This window comes from Pseudoalteromonas marina (genome assembly GCF_000238335.3).
Lineage (GTDB): Bacteria > Pseudomonadota > Gammaproteobacteria > Enterobacterales > Alteromonadaceae > Pseudoalteromonas > Pseudoalteromonas marina.
In genome coordinates this window covers 18,964-35,275 of record NZ_AHCB03000007.1, presented here as the reverse complement: position 1 = coordinate 35,275, position 16,312 = coordinate 18,964, and the positions used below count along the sequence as shown (strand labels likewise).

Genomic DNA, 16,312 nt, shown 5'->3' with positions numbered 1-16,312 from the left:
CCTTAGCTCAGTATAAATATTATTTTGAATGGTAAAGCCAAGCGTGTGCAACTGCAACTAAATGCTATAAAGTAGCAATTATTAAAGATTAACAAGGTAAAACACAATGACAGATAGCGACTTTGAACTGGCCGTTGAACTTAAACGAGATTGTATAGAGTTAGCCGATTGGCCACTGTGCAAGGTGCTTTTATTAAACGATAGCCTGTACCCGTGGTTTGTATTAGTGCCTAGGCAAGCTGGTTTAAAAGAAATAATCGACTTATCTGAAGACGATCAAGTGGTGTATTTAAAAGAGTCTGCAAAACTAAGTAAGTTACTTATTGAGGTTTTTAACCCAGATAAATTAAACGTCGCAGCTTTAGGGAATATGGTGCCGCAATTACACATTCATCATATTGCACGATTTAAAACTGATATAGCGTGGCCTGCGCCAATATGGGGTAAGTTTGCGGCGGTCCCTTACACTGAAGAACAAATAGAAAAAATAAAAGCACGTTTTTAAAAGCCAAAACATTTACACAAGTGAGGATTAATATGAAATTACTTAAAACTCTAAGTACTAGCTTATTTATTATTGCGCTATCGGGCGATTATGTTGCAGCTACTGAGCCGCTAAATAATACTGAGGTTGTAAAAAAGGCAGACATAAAGAACTTTGCTGCTCATAGCAACCTTGTGTATTCGGCTGCGCAGCCTAGTAAAGAGCAATTAAAGCAATTGTCTAAAGCAGATGTGAAGCACGTTATAAATTTACGTGGAGCAAATGAACAAGATTGGGATGAAGGCGAGTTTGTTGAGGCGCTTGGTATGGGTTATCACGCATTACCTATTTCTGGCGCGCAAGATATTACAGTAGAAAATGCCCGCAACTTAGCCAGTTTACTTAAAAAGCTAAACGGTGAGCCAGTTTTGGTTCATTGTGCAAGTAGTAATCGGGTCGGTGCTTTAGTCGCTATATCAGCCCATGAAGACGGATTAAGCGTTGACGAAGCACTCGAAAAAGGAAAACGTTGGGGGATGAAAAGCCTTGAATCTAAAGTGCGTGATGTTATGAGCAAATAAAAATAAAGGCGTTACAAGGTTAACTGTAACGCCTTTTAGTTTTAGTTAAGACCAAGTATGTCTTTACCTTGTTTAAAGGTCACATCTACAGGGATGTTTGCTTGGCTTAGTTTTTCTAAATCTTTGGTGAGAGACTCTTTAATATCACCATGGGTTGCAATCAGCTGGTCGACTTTTTGGTAATCGCCGTCACCTTGCAAAGTTAAAATTAGACGAGAAAGCTTTGCCATAGCAATACTCATTTTTTCCATATTGACGCGGTAGAAGCCTTCTTCATTTTTAGAAAATGCCCCTTCTTGTGCAAAAAAGTTAAAGCGAATCATATTCGCTTTACCGTGTGCACTTGACGCGCCAAAGCGCACTGAGCGGAAAATACCGGCCATAAAAGTAATGTAGTAATCTTCAATGGTTCCTTCGCTGATTTCGCCTTTGTTTAATAATTGCTCAACCATGTATAAGCCTAAAATGTCGGCTTTACCTTCTTCAAGTGCGCTTGCGTGCTCTTGTAATGATTGGCGAACCGTTCCTTTACCCGTAATCGTATTTTTAATGCCTAAACCATGCGCTACTTCATGGAACATGGTGTTTGCAAAAAAAGCATCAAAGGTAATGTGCTTTCGTTGTTCAGGCACGATTAACTGCTCTGAAATAGGCACTAAAATTTTATCAAATTTAGCCCGCATAGCATTTTTAAGTTGTAGGCGGCGCGTGCCTTTTTCTAACTGTACCTGTTCATCGTTAGGTAAGTTGATTGCAATGGTTTTACTGCCTGCATTTGAATGACCTGCATAATAAACAACGTCGTAGGCATTTAAGTCAGCATCTGAACCAGGTACTTCGTGTTTGTATTTGTCATCAACAGGTAAACCTTTTTGAAGTTCAGGCAAAAAGGCTGCAAACTTGGCAAGACGTTCGCTCCACTTTAAATCTTTGATTAATACATAAGATTCATAGGCAGTACGGTAGCCAAATAGTTGATCTTCGTAAGTTTCAATTGGTCCAATAACAACATCAATGGGGTTATTTTTCATGTCCATCCACGCAAAATCAGAGACCTGAAAGTCATCTTTTTGCAGCGCGTCCGCACGAAGATTTAGGTAATTTGCAAATTCTTTATTGTCGGCAAGTTTGCTGGCTTGGCGAAGAAGGTCGGCTGCCTGTGCAAGTTCTGTTGCGTACTCTTTTGAGTAAGGCACGCTGTAAAGCTTGCCTTGTTCGTCGCGTTTGATAATTGAGTATAAGCCTGTTTTGTCTTCAACGTCTGCGTTGTTAAGCTCTTCTTTAGTTATATCCGCTGGGTAAAACTGCGCACCTAATGACTTTTCTTTATAACCTGAAAGGAACGTTTCATCGCCATTTAAACGATCCCACGGGCCGTAGTTTATGTCAGCAAATTTGCGAATTTGTTGATCGGTTAGCTTTGCTAAAAATGTCTCTTTATCTTCACCAAATGCTTGTTTCCAAAATAAGGCATCCATTATTTTTGACGCATCTATAAGGATGGCAATCATTGCTTTTTGATTGTCACTCAAGTGTGATAAATCGCTTTGTAAGCTAAAGTCGGTGTATATATTTAAGCGTTGTTCATCAACATTAATAAGCTCAGGCCCCATTACTTTTACGGGTGTTTGCGATGTGGTCTCGGCAGGTGACGAAGGTTTATCTGAACACGCACTCAGAAAAACAACACCAGAGAGTAAAATGGCTTGGCTAATTTTATTTAAGATCATTATTTTGCCTATTTAAAAGTTAATTTAATGATAAGTAGATGCTTGTTGGGAGGCTCGTTGACGGCACGCTACTATATTGTGCCAGCATTAAAGCAAACCTAAACAGTAAATAGCAAGTATTAGGCGGTGTATGGGCAATAGTGTCGTTGAAAATGAGAGACAGAAATAAAGTTATAAAATTTTCTTAACTTTAACGGTAAGTTAGGCAATACTGATTGTAAGTTCATTATTATAAAAATTAACTGTTGTAGCGTGTAGTAATATTACAACTAAAAAGGATGACTGCTTTATGTCTACAGAGAATGCATTATTAACAATATTAGTTGATAGAATAAATAACGATACGCTTGTATTACCTACACTCCCTGAGGTTGCGATTAAAGTTCGCCAAGCTGCAGACGATCCTGAAGTTAATTTGATGCAAATGTCGGAAGTTATTTCACAAGACCCTTCGTTATCTGCTCGTATGATCAAAGTGGCTAATAGTGCAATCATGGGACGTGCGGTTAAGGTATCTACCTTACATCAAGCAGTCACCCGTATTGGATTGCGTCAAATTAAAAATATAGCGACAGCGATGGCAATGGAACAACTATTTGTTTCTAACAACGACCTTATTAAAGGCTATATGGGTAAGGCGTGGCAAAAAACATTAACGGTGGCGAGTCATTCCATTACGTTAATGGAGTTTTATTTACAAAATAATAAACGAACCTCGTTAAACCGCGACTCAATTACCTTAGCTGCCTTAGTTTATAATATTGGTGTGCTGCCTATTTTAACTGAGGCTGAGCGTCACCCTGAAGTGTTTGCAAATCCTAGCTTTTTAGCACATGCCATTCAAAAACTAAGTGGTAAAATTGGCTCATCAATCATGGATGCGTGGGAATTTCCTGCAGAGTTCTCAGATGTAGCTTTAAGCTGGGCAGATCCAAGCTATAAACCAGAACAAATAAGTTATGTAGATTTTATTCGAATTGGGGCTATTTTAGAGGGGACTTTACAGGTATCTGATAAATCAGCTGCTTTACAAACGTATATAGATAAAGGTGTTATTTCATCTATGCAGTTGTTCTCAAGCGATGAATACAACGAGATGCTTGTAGATGTAAAAGACATGTTTAGCTAATTAAGCCTTAAATTTAGCGCAATAAAAAAGCACGATTTAATCGTGCTTTTTTATTGCCATTAAACTTTCGGTTATGGATTGGCTAAATCATCTGCATCGCCTAAACCTTGGGTTAGCTCTTCTAACAATTGTTTAATTTCTTCTGATGCTAAAATGAAGTCAGCATCAAGTTTTACTGCCATATCTTCTTTAGGTATGTCAGCGTTTTCTTCTTTCAGTGTATCTGAATAACTTAGACGTTTAATTGACCCATCATTTTGAAGCATGAATTTAACACGTTCTTGCCAATCGAGGGCAAGCTTGGTAACGCGTTTACCACTTTCAAGATGTGATTTAACTTCATCACATGACAAGTCATGGCCTTTTAATTTAACTTGCGCGCCACTGTCATCAGCTTCTTCAAGCTCAGCGTCAGAACCAATTGCAAAGCCTTCAGGTGTGCTGAAGTTAGTTAGCCAATCAGTTAAAAATACATCAAGGTCATAATTTGCAAATGCAGGCACAACTGGAAGCGTACCTAACGATTTACGTAACAGTGCTAACAGCTCCTCAGCTTTATTAAAACTTGCACTATTAACCACAACCCAACCGTTTTCCTGGTCAATAAATGCAAATTGTAAGCTCGACTTTGTAAATGCTTGCGGAAGTAGGGTGTGAAGAATATTTTCTTTAAGTTCGTCTTTTTCTTTCTTTTTAACGGGGCGGTTTTCTTCAGCTTCAATTTGATCAACTTTTTCGGCAACTAATTCGTTGATGACTGATGCGGGTAATACTTTTTCTTCGCGTTTAGCGCACACTAAAATACTTTTTTGAGAGAAGTGAGAAAGTGCTTCGCTATGCTTTCCAAATGCTTTCGTCCAGCCAAACGTAGAGAGCTCTTGACCTGTGCAAGGACGAAATAGATCTTGTTCTAATGCTTTATCAAAGTCTTCTTGTGTGTACGAAACATCTTGTTTAAAGCGGTAACAAATAAGGTTACTAAACCACATAGGGGAGATAATCCATCTGAAAAATTTGCTCAATCATAACAATAAAAGTCGCTCCTCGAAATGACTGATTAACGACTATTTAAATTAGCTTTGATTGAATATAGACAGAGGCTTAGCCATATTTTTAGGAAATTGTATAAAATAGTGCAGTCCTTGGCCTGGCTCGCTTGTCGCTTCAATTGAGCCGCTTAGTGTCTGTTTAACTAAATTAAACATTATGTGAGTGCCCAAACCACTGCCACCTTCATCTCGCTTGGTGGTGAAAAACGGATTGAATAATTTTTCAAGCTGCTCAGCGGTGACTCCGTTGCCGTTGTCTTTGTAGTTAATGGTTAGGTTGGTTTCGTCACTTGTGATGTTAATGTCCATAACACCATTGTCTTTACCTTCAAAACCATGAATAAGCGAATTAACAATGAGATTAGTAAATATTTGGCTTATGGCGCCGGCTGGCAAATTTAATACTAGGTCATCAGGGCATTGTAGATTAATAGTGTGCGATGTTTTTTTCAATTTAGGGTGAAGCGATCGAATTACTTCATTTACATAATCTTTAAAGTTTATGGTACGCACAGCTTCACTGGCTTGGTCTACAGCAATTTGCTTAAAACTTGCAATAAGGTCAGAGGCTCTATCTAAATTTGTTGTAAGCAAGCTTGTGCTTTGTTTGGCTTCGTTAATAAACTCTTCCAACGCCTTGGGCGAAAGTGTTTTTTCAGCATAGGCACTTTCTAACTTATTTAAACGCTCTTCTAAAAATGATACTGCAGTAACGCCGATGCCAATAGGCGTGTTTATGTCGTGAGTGATCCCCGCAACGAGGCCACCTAATGCCGCCATTTTTTCTGTACCAACGAGTCGCTCTTGAGCCAGTTTTAATTCATCAATATAGCGTTGAGATTCCGCTTGTTTGGTGATCAGTTCTTTTTCGGTACTGCGGCGAAGGTCTACCTCATCTGTTAATACTATTTTTTGTTTTTCTAATTCATATTTTTGCTGTTGTAATTCCATCATTGCTTGGCTTAAGTTAGACGTTTTACGCGCAACATCCTGCTCTAATTGTATGTTATGTTGGTCTAACTTCTCGTTGCTAACAATTAATTTATTTTGAGTTCGTTCAAGCTCTTTTCTGTACTGAACCACCTTATCGATTAAGTTATTAAAAGAGTGTTCCATTACCTTAAGCTCATTGTGTTCTTCGGTCTCAATTTCGATGTGTTGCCCTTCTAGCTCATCGAGTTGCAGGTTTTCAATTTGTTCGGTGAGCTGATAAAGCGGGTCGGTAAGTAGCTTTCTAAAGGCCATTAAAAATAAAATAATTAAGAATGTAGTCTTAATCATGGCATTACCAATCAAAAAGTAGATTGATACCATTATTCTGCTTAATACAACTTCTCGACTTGAAAATAACGTAACATCACCGACTTGCGTGGCTCGTCCTGAAAATTCGAATATGAGTGGGAATGTATACCCAAACAAGCCTGATTTAGAGTCTTCTAGCATGGCTTCTTCTTGGACAAGTTGCTGGCTATAGAGTTTATGAATATCTAAAGAGCGACCAAGCTGCGAAATAACTTCACCACTGTCATCACGCACTATGATCCCTTCTATCATGGGGATAGCGAGTAGCCCTTCTGCGGTGGTGATTGTTTGTTTTGTATTAAGCTCCCAAATAGCTCGTGTTAAGCTACGGCTGAAGGTTTTTTGTAAGGTTGCTAATTCATCTTTTATGTAATCTTTAGTGTTTAAATACTCAGCGAGCACCTGTCCGCATGTCACTACAAAGGTAAGCAAAAAATAGACCGATAACACACTGGTCAATAATCTTTTAGAAAGGCTTTTCTGTAGCATGAGAGGTCAACAATTCCTTGAGATATAATTAAGTATTTACACTACTATTTAAAATTTAGTCAATAAATGCTTAAAAACAAATAATAAATGATTTATTTTATGATAAATAAGGGCTGATTTTTGCTTTTGTTTGCCACATACTAACTGCTTAAGAGTGTTTGTATATTATTGATTAACTAGTTTTTGTTTGTTTTTTATACTTTCAAGTAATAATAAACTATCCCTTTTGGCTTGTTAAGTTTATTCAATAATAGATTGTTACAAAATGTGGACAAAAAGCCCAGGTATTATGTTGTAAATATAGGTACTATTGCACTGGGGTATGAGCTTACCAACGACAGCCGCCCTTAACGACATTAATTATGCTTATTTAGTAGTTTTATAATATGAATTTTTCTATTTTAGTGTGTGATGACTCAACAGTTGCACGAAAACAAGTAATCAGATGTTTGCAACAGTGTATAGATGCAGATATTCAGCAAGCTACAAATGGCGCACAAGCTATTGAATTACTAAAAACTAACCGCTTTGATTTGTTATGTTTGGATTTAACTATGCCTGAGATTGACGGCGTTGGCGTTCTTGAATACATAAAAACAAACAAGATTGAGTGTTTTGTACTTGTTATTTCTGCTGATATACAAGAGAAAATGAAATTACGTGTAGCTCAGTTAGGTGCTATCGATTTTATTAATAAACCAATAGATAAAACAAGAATGGACAATATTTTGCATAAATTTGGCATTCACTAGGTTTTTTTATATCGAAAAAGGCTGTTTTATCTTTTAATTTGCACTTGACAGCATAGCCTTTGTTAAGGCAGTCTTACCCCATGAAAACAATTAATCGCGTACTGACCATTATTATTACAACCACCATTCTTTCTGGATAGTGGCATAGGTCGGTGCAACAAATTTAAAGGCCTGTGTTCACTTAGAACACAGGCCTTTTTTCGTTTTATGGGATGAGGAACATAAACAATGCGCGTTTTAAAATTTGGTGGATCATCACTTGCCGACTTTGCCTGCCTTGAGCAGGTAGCTCAATTAGTTAAAGCACAATTAAAAGATGAAATGCTTTTGGTATTATCGGCGCCCGGTGGAATGACCGACTCACTAGTTGCTCTAGCGAGTTCGGCAGAACAAGGCCAAGACTTTAGCTCTTTATGGGAGGCTTTAACGAGTCGTTGTAACGAGCTAAAAGCAGCCGTGGAAAAAGGCTATGGCCCAATTGACCACTGGCCAAATTTTGAAGAACTAAAAAATAAGCTTGATGGTGTATCTTTAATTAAGTGCTGCCCCGATCAAGTGCGTGCGTTTGTTATAAGCTTTGGCGAGCGAGTAAGTGTGTCGCTTATGCAGCGCTTATTGAACTCACATAAAGCGGTTTATTTAGAGGCGACAAGTTGCGTTGCATCAACAGGTGGTTTTATTGATGCTGAAGTTGATTTAGTTGCAAGTAAAGCGCATTTTCAAGCGGCATTAAAAGAAAAGCCAGCCACGATTTATATTATGCCCGGTTTTACAGCAAGCAATGATAAAGGCGAGCTTACAACACTTGGGCGCAATGGATCTGATTACTCAGCGGCTATTGCAGCGGCGTGTTTAGAGGCAGATGTTTGCCAAATTTGGACTGATGTTGATGGTGTTTATAGCGCAGATCCTCGTTATATTAAAAAAGCCACTAAAGTTGACTTTTTGTCATACAAAGAGGCAATGGAACTTTCTTACTTTGGTGCTAAAGTACTTCACCCAAAAACTATTTTGCCTTGTGCCAAAGCGGGCGTGCCGTGTGAAATAAAAAATACGCATAACCCTGATGCCCAAGGGTCGCTAATCGGAAATGACTATTCATCAGACGAGCCTGTAAAAGCAATTTCAAGCCTGCAAGATTTAGCTATGCTGACTGTCTCGGGTCCAGGAATGAAAGGCAAAGTAGGCATGGCCTCTAAAGTTTTTAATGCGCTTGCTCACGATAACGTATCTATAGTGTTGATCACGCAATCGTCTTGTGAATTTAGCATTAGCTTTTGTGTACATGAGAGCGACTTAGCCCTTGCTTTAACGGCTTTACAAACAGCGTTTGAGCTTGAATCTCAAGCAGGTTTAATTGAGCCTGTTCAAGTACAGCGTAATTTAGCCATAGTAACGCTTGTGGGTGATAATATGCGGGCACATCGTGGTTTAGCCGCTAAGTTTTTTGCATCCCTTTCTCAAGCACAAGTAAACATTGTGGCAATTGCACAGGATTCTACTGAAAGTGCTATTTCAGCTGTGATTGACGGTGAGTTATGTAACGACGCAGTGAAAATATGCCATGAGAACTTTTTCACGCATGTACCTTCAATTGATGTGTTTTTACTAGGGTGTGGCTTAGTAGGGCAAGAACTGATATCTCAATTAGAGCGCCAACAAGCATGGCTTGAAAAGCGTAACATTAAACTTAATTTGTACGGCGTTGCTAACTCTCGTCAGTTGCATCTTGATAGCGAGGGTATCGCCTTTAGTGATTGGCAGCAAAAATTAGCAGTATCAGAGCAGTCATTTGACCTAAAACTCGTTGAGCAATTTGTTAAGCAAAACCATTTAGTTAATCCTGTGCTGGTGGATTGTACATCGTCTGATGCACTTGCAGCGCAATATGTTGACTTTTTAAATGCGGGTTTTCATGTTGTTGCAGCCAATAAAAAGGCAACAACCAGCTCATATACGTATTACCAAGATTTGATTGCTGCTACACAAAAAAATAACCGCAAGTTTTTATACGAAACAAACGTAGGTGCAGGCCTTCCTGTTATCGATAATTTGCAGTCTTTATTTGGTGCAGGAGATGAATTACTTGAATTTAGCGGTATTTTATCGGGCTCATTGTCATACATGTTTGGCGCTTTGCAAGATGGTTTATCACTGTCAGAGGCAACCATTAAAGCAAAAGAAAGTGGTTTTACAGAGCCAGATCCTCGTGATGATTTATCGGGAACTGATGTTGCGCGTAAGTTGTTAATTATTGCGCGTGAAGCCGGTATGAAATTAGAGCTATCCGACATTGAAGTAGAGTCGGTATTACCACAAGGGTTTGCCGAAGGAGACAGTATTGATGAGTTTATGGCAAAACTACCTAGCTTAGACACTGACTTTAACGCACGTATTGAGCAAGCGGCAAGTGAAGGAAAAGTTCTTCGTTACGTGGGCACAATTAAAGAAGGCCACTGTAAAGTAGGTATTGAGGCGGTTGATTCATCACATGCGCTTAATGTTATTCGCGATGGTGAAAATGCGCTTGCAATTTTAAGTCAATACTACCAACCACGTCCTTTTGTAATTCGTGGTTACGGCGCTGGCTCTGAAGTAACTGCTGCAGGTGTATTTGCAGACGTTTTAAAAACATTATCGCGCTAGGAGTCGAAAATGATTGAAGTATATGCGCCTGCATCTATTGGTAATTTTGCAGTTGGATTTGATGCGCTAGGTGCTGCTCTTGCGCCAATTGATGGTAGTTTATTGGGGGATGTAGCACTTGTTAGCGCAGCCCCTTGTGATGAGTTTGTTTGTTCAGGCGAATATGCTCATAAATTACCAAGCGATGCGAAAGAGAACTTAGCTTATCAGTGTCTAGTGCACTTTAGAGCTCATGTCGCACCAGATATGCCTACGGTAAAGCTAGAGCTTAAAAAAAACCTGCCAATTGGTTCTGGATTAGGATCGAGCGCTTGTTCGGTGGTTGCTACATTTGCAGCGCTTGATAAGTTTGCAAAAACACAGTTAAGTCAAGTACAGCTAATTGAGTTGATGGCAGATTTTGAAGCCGTTGTAAGTGGCGGACGCCATTACGATAATATTACGCCGTGTTATTTAGGCGGTTTGCAGCTAACTGGCGATTTAATTCCTAATAAATCTATAGAACTACCTGTTGATGAAAACTGGTATTACGTTGCGGCGTTTCCAGGCTTTTCGCTTAATACAGCAAAAGCGCGTTCTGTTTTGCCAAAAGATCTTAGCATGCATGCAAGCGTTGAGTTTGCGCAGCGTTTATCCTCTTTTAGTAGCTTGTTATTAACAGCACGTTTTGACGATGCATTAAGCATAATGAAAGACGAAATAGCAGAACCTTACCGTGCACCGCTTATTACTGGTTTTAGCGAGGCGAAAGCAAGTTTACCCGCACTTGGAGCTGAGGTAGTTAGTATTTCAGGCGCAGGGCCTACCTTATTTACTGTATGTAAAACACTTGAAGCAGCCGAACAATGCGCTAAATGGTTAAAGGATAATTACATAAATGAGCAAGGTTTTTGCCATATTTGTAAGTTAGATAACGACGGCACGCGTCAATTAAATGTTTTATAGGATTAGAAGTCATGCAATTACATAATTTAAAAGATAACTCACAAAAAGTGTCGTTTGTTGAAGCAGTAAAAACAGGACTTGGGCGTAACCAAGGTGTGTTTTTTCCTGAATCGTTAGCGCCTATGACTGATGTTGACGCATTACTTGATATGGATTTTGTTACGCGCAGTAGCAAAATTTTATCACATTTAATAGGTGATGAGTTGCCAAGTAGCACTGTTGCCGACATGGTTAAAAATGCGTTTAATTTTCCTGTTAAGTTAGTCGAGGTAGAAGAAAACACCTATTGTTTGGAGCTATTTCATGGTCCTACGCTTGCCTTTAAAGATTTTGGTGGGCGCTTTATGGCTGAATGCTTAGCCCAGTTTAACCAAGGTGAAAAGGTGACTATTTTAACAGCAACATCAGGTGATACTGGTGCAGCGGTTGCACACGCATTTTACAATAAACCAAACATTGATGTGGTTATTCTTTATCCCAAAGGAAAAATTTCACTTGCTCAGCAAAAGCTATTTACTACCTTAGGTGGCAATATTCATTGTTACGCGGTTGATGGCAGTTTTGACGATTGCCAAGAACTTGTTAAGAAGTCGTTTTTAGATGATGAAGTTAAATCTACGCTTGGCTTAAATTCAGCAAATTCGATAAACATAAGCCGCTTAGTCGCTCAGGTGTGTTATTACTTTGAAGCGATTGCACAACTGCCAAAAGAAAAGCGTGCAACAGCGCATATTTCTGTACCAAGTGGTAACTTTGGTAATGTATGCGCTGCAATGATTGGCGCTGTAATAGGGTTGCCAGTTGGAAAGTTAAGTGCAACAACCAACCAAAACGACACCGTTCCTCGTTTTATACTTGATAAAAATTGGTTGCCTAATGCAACGCTTGAATCGCTTTCAAATGCGATGGACGTGAGTAAGCCGAATAACTGGCCACGTGTGCAAACTATGTTGGACAACAACTGGTTTAGTTACGACGACTTTTACTCAATTAGTGTTGATGAAGAAAACACCCAAACGGTGATGAAAAATATTCATCAAACAGGGTATGTTGCAGAGCCACATACAGCAATTGCCTATCAAGGTTTAGTTAATAACCGAGCTCCGGGTGCTGCGGGGATCTTTTTAGCAACTGCACATCCAGCTAAATTTAAAGAAAGTGTAGAAGGTATACTAAATATTGAACTTGATATGCCAAAGCCATTGAGCGACGCATTGGCTAAACCATGTCTTGCAAGCGACATAAACGCCGATTACGACGCTTTGCGTACAGAAATACTGGCTAAGTTAGCTTAAATATTAAGTAAACACGAAAGCGGCTATGGCCGCTTTTTTGCACATTTTAAACCGTGAAATAGCTTTGTTAATTAACTAATTAAATGTAAATAATAAAAAACATTTAAAATAATTATGTAAGTTATTTAAAAATATCATCTTAAAAAGGGTGTGAAATAGTTTCAATCCCTGATTAAATATCCTCAACTTAAGAACGTAGGCAAAGTGCGGTTTTAAGCGTACAATATAGCCTCTAAAAAATACCATACACGTTGCCCAGGAGCCCCCAATGTTAGAACGTAGCATGAATATTTCGGACTTTGATCCAGAGTTATTTGACGCGATGAGTAAAGAAACATCACGTCAAGAAGAGCACATTGAGTTAATTGCATCTGAAAACTACTGTAGCCCACGCGTACTTGAAGCACAGGGTTCTCAACTTACTAACAAATATGCGGAAGGTTACCCTGGCAAACGTTACTACGGTGGCTGTGAGCACGTAGACGTGGTTGAGCAATTAGCTATTGACCGCGCAAACGAATTGTTTGGTACTGACTACGCAAACGTTCAGCCGCATGCAGGTTCGCAAGCCAATGCCGCTGTTTTCCAAGCCTTATTAAGCCCGCTTGATACAGTACTTGGCATGAGCCTAGCACACGGTGGCCATTTAACTCATGGTTCACACGTAAACTTTTCAGGTAAAACATATAACGCGATTCAGTATGGCCTAAACGAAGAGACTGGCGAAATTGATTACGCACAAGTTGAAGCGTTAGCACTAGAGCACAAGCCAAAAATGATTATCGCAGGTTTTTCTGCTTATTCAGGTATTGTTGATTGGGCTAAGTTTCGCGAAATTGCAGACAAAGTAGATGCTTACTTGTTTGTTGATATGGCGCATGTTGCAGGTTTAATTGCTGCGGGTGTTTACCCAAGCCCAGTACCATTTGCACATGTTGTTACTACTACAACGCATAAAACATTAGCGGGCCCTCGTGGCGGTTTAATTATTTCTGCATGTGGTGACGAAGCAATTTACAAAAAGCTTAACAGTGCTGTATTCCCTGGTGGCCAAGGTGGTCCTTTATGTCATGTTATTGCTGCAAAAGCAGTGGCATTCAAAGAAGCTTTACAACCAGAGTTTAAAGAATACCAAACACAAGTTGTTAAAAATGCGCAAGCAATGGTTAGCGTATTACAAGAGCGTGGCTACAAAGTTGTTTCTGGTAAAACAGACAATCACTTGTTTTTACTTGATTTAATCGATAAAGATATTACGGGTAAAGATGCTGATGCAGCATTAGGTAATGCGAACATTACGGTTAACAAAAACTCAGTTCCTAATGATCCGCGTTCTCCATTTGTAACGTCTGGCTTACGTATTGGTTCTCCTGCAATCACGCGCCGTGGTTTCAAAGAGGCTGAATCTAAAGAGCTTGCTGGCTGGATCTGTGATGTACTAGACAACATTGCTGATGAGTCTGTTCAAGCACAAGTAAAAGAAAAAGTGAAAGCAATTTGTGCAAAACTACCTGTTTACGCTTAATAAAGTAAAACGGTAATTTAGATCACATAAGCAATCATGCTATTATAAAAGCCGCTTTTTAGCGGCTTTTTTGTTTTTAAAACGGATACCTTTAGTTATGCATTGCCCATTTTGTACAGCAAAAGACACCAAAGTTATAGATTCCCGCCTTGTTGGCGGTGGCCATCAAGTTCGCCGCCGTCGTGAATGTAACGATTGCCATGAACGCTTCACCACGTTTGAAGGGGCAGAGCTGGTTATGCCGCGTGTTGTAAAACAAGACGGCAGTCGCGAACCATTTAACGAAGATAAGTTACTAAATGGTTTAAATCGTGCACTTGAGAAGCGTCCCGTCAGCACAGAACAAGTTGATGAAGTAGTCAATATAATAAAGTCGCAATTACGCGCAACGGGGGAGCGAGAAATTTCAAGCCATTTGGTGGGTGAATGCATTATGGAAGCGCTTAAAAAGTTAGATAAAGTCGCTTATGTAAGGTTTGCGTCAGTATATCGCTCGTTTGAGGATATACGAGAGTTTGGCGAAGAAATTGCCCGCTTAGGGGAATAAGCATGAGCAGCCAATCAGCATTTACCGAGCACGATAAGCTATATATGGCGCGTGCTATTGAGCTTGCTAAAAAAGGTCGGTTTACCACAACACCTAATCCGAATGTTGGCTGTGTACTTGTAAAAGATAATCAAATAATAGGTGAAGGGTTTCATCAATTGGCAGGGCAAGGACATGCAGAGGTAAATGCACTTGCTGTAGCCGGCGAAAAAGCACAGGGTGCAACTGCCTATGTAACACTTGAGCCTTGTAGCCATTACGGGCGCACGCCACCCTGTGCTGAAGGACTTAAGGCCGCTGGTATTAAAAAGGTGATTGCTGCCATGGTTGATACCAACCCGCAAGTGGCAGGTAAAGGCCTTAAAATACTGAGTGACGCCGGAATAGAAGTTGCTCATGGGTTGCTTGAACATGAGGCTCGCGCATTAAACTTTGGCTTTTTTAAGCGTATGGAGCAAGGGCTTCCTTACGTAACCTGTAAATTAGCAGCCAGTATAGACGGCAAAACAGCGCTAAAAAACGGAAAAAGTAAGTGGATCACAGGCCCTGCTGCACGAAAAGATGTGCAGCTATACCGCGCTCAAAGCTGTGCCATTTTAACGGGGGCCGATACGGTTCTTGTTGATAATGCAAAACTCAATGTTCGACCAAGTGAGTTACCGTATTCATTACCAACCAACTTACCGCTACGTCAGCCGGTGCGTGTTATAATAGACTCGCAAAACAGATTAACACCTGACCTTGCGCTATTTAAAATAGCGCACCCGGTAATTATATTTACTACCAAGGTTGATAATTCAATGCAGTGGCCGCATTTTGTTAAGCACATAGCGGTGCGCGAGCAACAGGGTAAGGTTGATTTAACCGATGTATTACAAACACTAGCAAAGCATCAGTTTAATAATATATGGCTGGAAGCTGGGGCAACCCTTGCGGGGAAAATGACCGAGCTTGATTTAATTGACGAGTATGTTTTTTATATCGCACCAAAACTGATGGGTTATGATGCTAAAAGTTTAGTAAACTTCCCTGAATTGACGAGTATGCAAGATACTATCGATTTATCTTTTAATGAGTGTGTTCGTATTGGTGACGATTTACGTATCAACGCGTTAAAAACGCACGCATTAAAATCATTTAACAAAGAAGAGTAGCGCTATGTTTACTGGGATAATAGAAGCCACAGGCAAAATTGCTTTATTACAAAAAAAACAAGGCGATTTAGCCATTCGTATTCAAAGCGCCGACCTTGATATGAGTGACGTAAAGCTAGGTGACAGTATTGCAACAAATGGCGTGTGTTTAACGGTAGTTGATAAACATGTTGATGGTTTTAGCGCTGATTTATCTAACGAAACAATTCATTTAACTGGTTTTGCACATTATTCAATAGGGCAAACAGTTAACCTTGAAAAAGCAATGCAACCGGTTTCGCGTTTAGGTGGACATTTAGTGTCTGGCCATGTTGACGGTATTGCAACAATAACGGCGATTACAGCTAATGCAAGAGCTACTGAATATTGGCTGACAACCGATGAAAATTTAATGAAATACATACCGTACAAAGGGTCGGTATGTATTGATGGTATAAGCCTGACAGTTAACGCTGTTGAAGGTAATAAATTTAAATTAACAATTGTGCCGCACACCAGCGGTCAAACAACGATTGCCGACTTTAAAGTAGGCACTCAAGTTAATTTAGAAGTCGATCAAATTGCACGTTATTTAGAGCGTCTTATCAAAGGCGCAGAGCAGCCAACCGGCGCAGATATATCAATGAGCTTACTCGCAAAAGCGGGCTTTATTAAATAACGAAACTGACAACTTACATGAGCGAA

At 39.7% G+C, this 16,312-nt stretch carries 14 protein-coding genes; 11 read left to right on the top strand and 3 right to left on the bottom strand.

Annotation, left to right across the window (positions count from 1 at the left end):
- Positions 1 to 106 precede the first annotated feature (106 nt).
- Positions 107 to 505: an HIT domain-containing protein gene (locus PMAN_RS11340; protein ID WP_010557806.1), complete on the top strand. Its 399-nt coding sequence runs from the start codon at positions 107 to 109 to the stop codon at positions 503 to 505.
- Positions 506 to 537: 32 nt separating this feature from the next.
- Positions 538 to 1,065, top strand: coding sequence for a protein tyrosine phosphatase family protein (locus tag PMAN_RS11335; protein WP_010557805.1), 528 nt, complete (start codon positions 538 to 540; stop codon positions 1,063 to 1,065).
- Between the two features lie 41 nt (positions 1,066 to 1,106).
- Here the strand turns inward: PMAN_RS11335 and PMAN_RS11330 are convergent, their stop codons facing one another.
- Complete coding sequence (locus tag PMAN_RS11330; protein WP_010557804.1) at positions 1,107 to 2,795, bottom strand: dipeptidyl-peptidase 3 family protein; 1,689 nt, start codon at positions 2,793 to 2,795, stop codon at positions 1,107 to 1,109.
- A 289-nt stretch (positions 2,796 to 3,084) separates the two neighbouring features.
- Here PMAN_RS11330 and PMAN_RS11325 point away from each other — a divergent pair, with 289 nt between their 5' ends.
- Positions 3,085 to 3,924 (top strand): HDOD domain-containing protein, encoded by an 840-nt coding sequence (locus PMAN_RS11325; RefSeq protein WP_008126555.1) that lies wholly within the window; start codon positions 3,085 to 3,087, stop codon positions 3,922 to 3,924.
- Between the two features lie 71 nt (positions 3,925 to 3,995).
- Here the strand turns inward: PMAN_RS11325 and rdgC are convergent, their stop codons facing one another.
- On the bottom strand, positions 3,996 to 4,913 hold the full coding sequence (rdgC, locus tag PMAN_RS11320) for a recombination-associated protein RdgC (protein WP_010557803.1): 918 nt from the start codon (positions 4,911 to 4,913) through the stop codon (positions 3,996 to 3,998).
- An 84-nt stretch (positions 4,914 to 4,997) separates the two neighbouring features.
- A complete protein-coding gene (locus PMAN_RS11315) occupies positions 4,998 to 6,764 on the bottom strand; it encodes an ATP-binding protein (RefSeq protein ID WP_010557802.1) in 1,767 nt (588 codons plus the stop codon).
- A 386-nt stretch (positions 6,765 to 7,150) separates the two neighbouring features.
- Here PMAN_RS11315 and PMAN_RS11310 point away from each other — a divergent pair, with 386 nt between their 5' ends.
- The 8 genes from PMAN_RS11310 to PMAN_RS11275 all read left to right on the top strand — a co-directional run bounded on the left by PMAN_RS11310 (position 7,151) and on the right by PMAN_RS11275 (position 16,286).
- Positions 7,151 to 7,516, top strand: a complete 366-nt coding sequence (locus tag PMAN_RS11310) for a response regulator (RefSeq protein WP_006794277.1) — start codon at positions 7,151 to 7,153, stop codon at positions 7,514 to 7,516.
- A gap of 228 nt (positions 7,517 to 7,744) precedes the next feature.
- A complete protein-coding gene (gene thrA / locus PMAN_RS11305) occupies positions 7,745 to 10,162 on the top strand; it encodes a bifunctional aspartate kinase/homoserine dehydrogenase I (protein WP_010557801.1) in 2,418 nt (805 codons plus the stop codon).
- 9 nt (positions 10,163 to 10,171) lie between these two features.
- The gene (gene thrB, locus PMAN_RS11300; RefSeq protein WP_008132165.1) at positions 10,172 to 11,107 is read left to right on the top strand and encodes a homoserine kinase; all 936 of its coding nucleotides are present in this window, start codon (positions 10,172 to 10,174) and stop codon (positions 11,105 to 11,107) included.
- An 11-nt stretch (positions 11,108 to 11,118) separates the two neighbouring features.
- Positions 11,119 to 12,402 (top strand): threonine synthase, encoded by a 1,284-nt coding sequence (gene thrC / locus PMAN_RS11295; protein WP_010557800.1) that lies wholly within the window; start codon positions 11,119 to 11,121, stop codon positions 12,400 to 12,402.
- Between the two features lie 268 nt (positions 12,403 to 12,670).
- Positions 12,671 to 13,927 carry a serine hydroxymethyltransferase gene (gene glyA / locus PMAN_RS11290; RefSeq protein WP_006794273.1) on the top strand — a complete coding sequence of 419 codons (1,257 nt, stop codon included), beginning with the start codon at positions 12,671 to 12,673 and terminating at the stop codon, positions 13,925 to 13,927.
- Between the two features lie 97 nt (positions 13,928 to 14,024).
- Positions 14,025 to 14,474 carry a transcriptional regulator NrdR gene (gene nrdR, locus PMAN_RS11285; RefSeq protein WP_006794272.1) on the top strand — a complete coding sequence of 150 codons (450 nt, stop codon included), beginning with the start codon at positions 14,025 to 14,027 and terminating at the stop codon, positions 14,472 to 14,474.
- A gap of 2 nt (positions 14,475 to 14,476) precedes the next feature.
- Complete coding sequence (gene ribD / locus PMAN_RS11280) at positions 14,477 to 15,628, top strand: bifunctional diaminohydroxyphosphoribosylaminopyrimidine deaminase/5-amino-6-(5-phosphoribosylamino)uracil reductase RibD (protein WP_010557799.1); 1,152 nt, start codon at positions 14,477 to 14,479, stop codon at positions 15,626 to 15,628.
- Between the two features lie 4 nt (positions 15,629 to 15,632).
- Entirely contained in the window at positions 15,633 to 16,286 is a 654-nt protein-coding gene (locus PMAN_RS11275; RefSeq protein ID WP_010557798.1) for a riboflavin synthase, read from the top strand.
- Positions 16,287 to 16,312 lie beyond the last annotated feature (26 nt).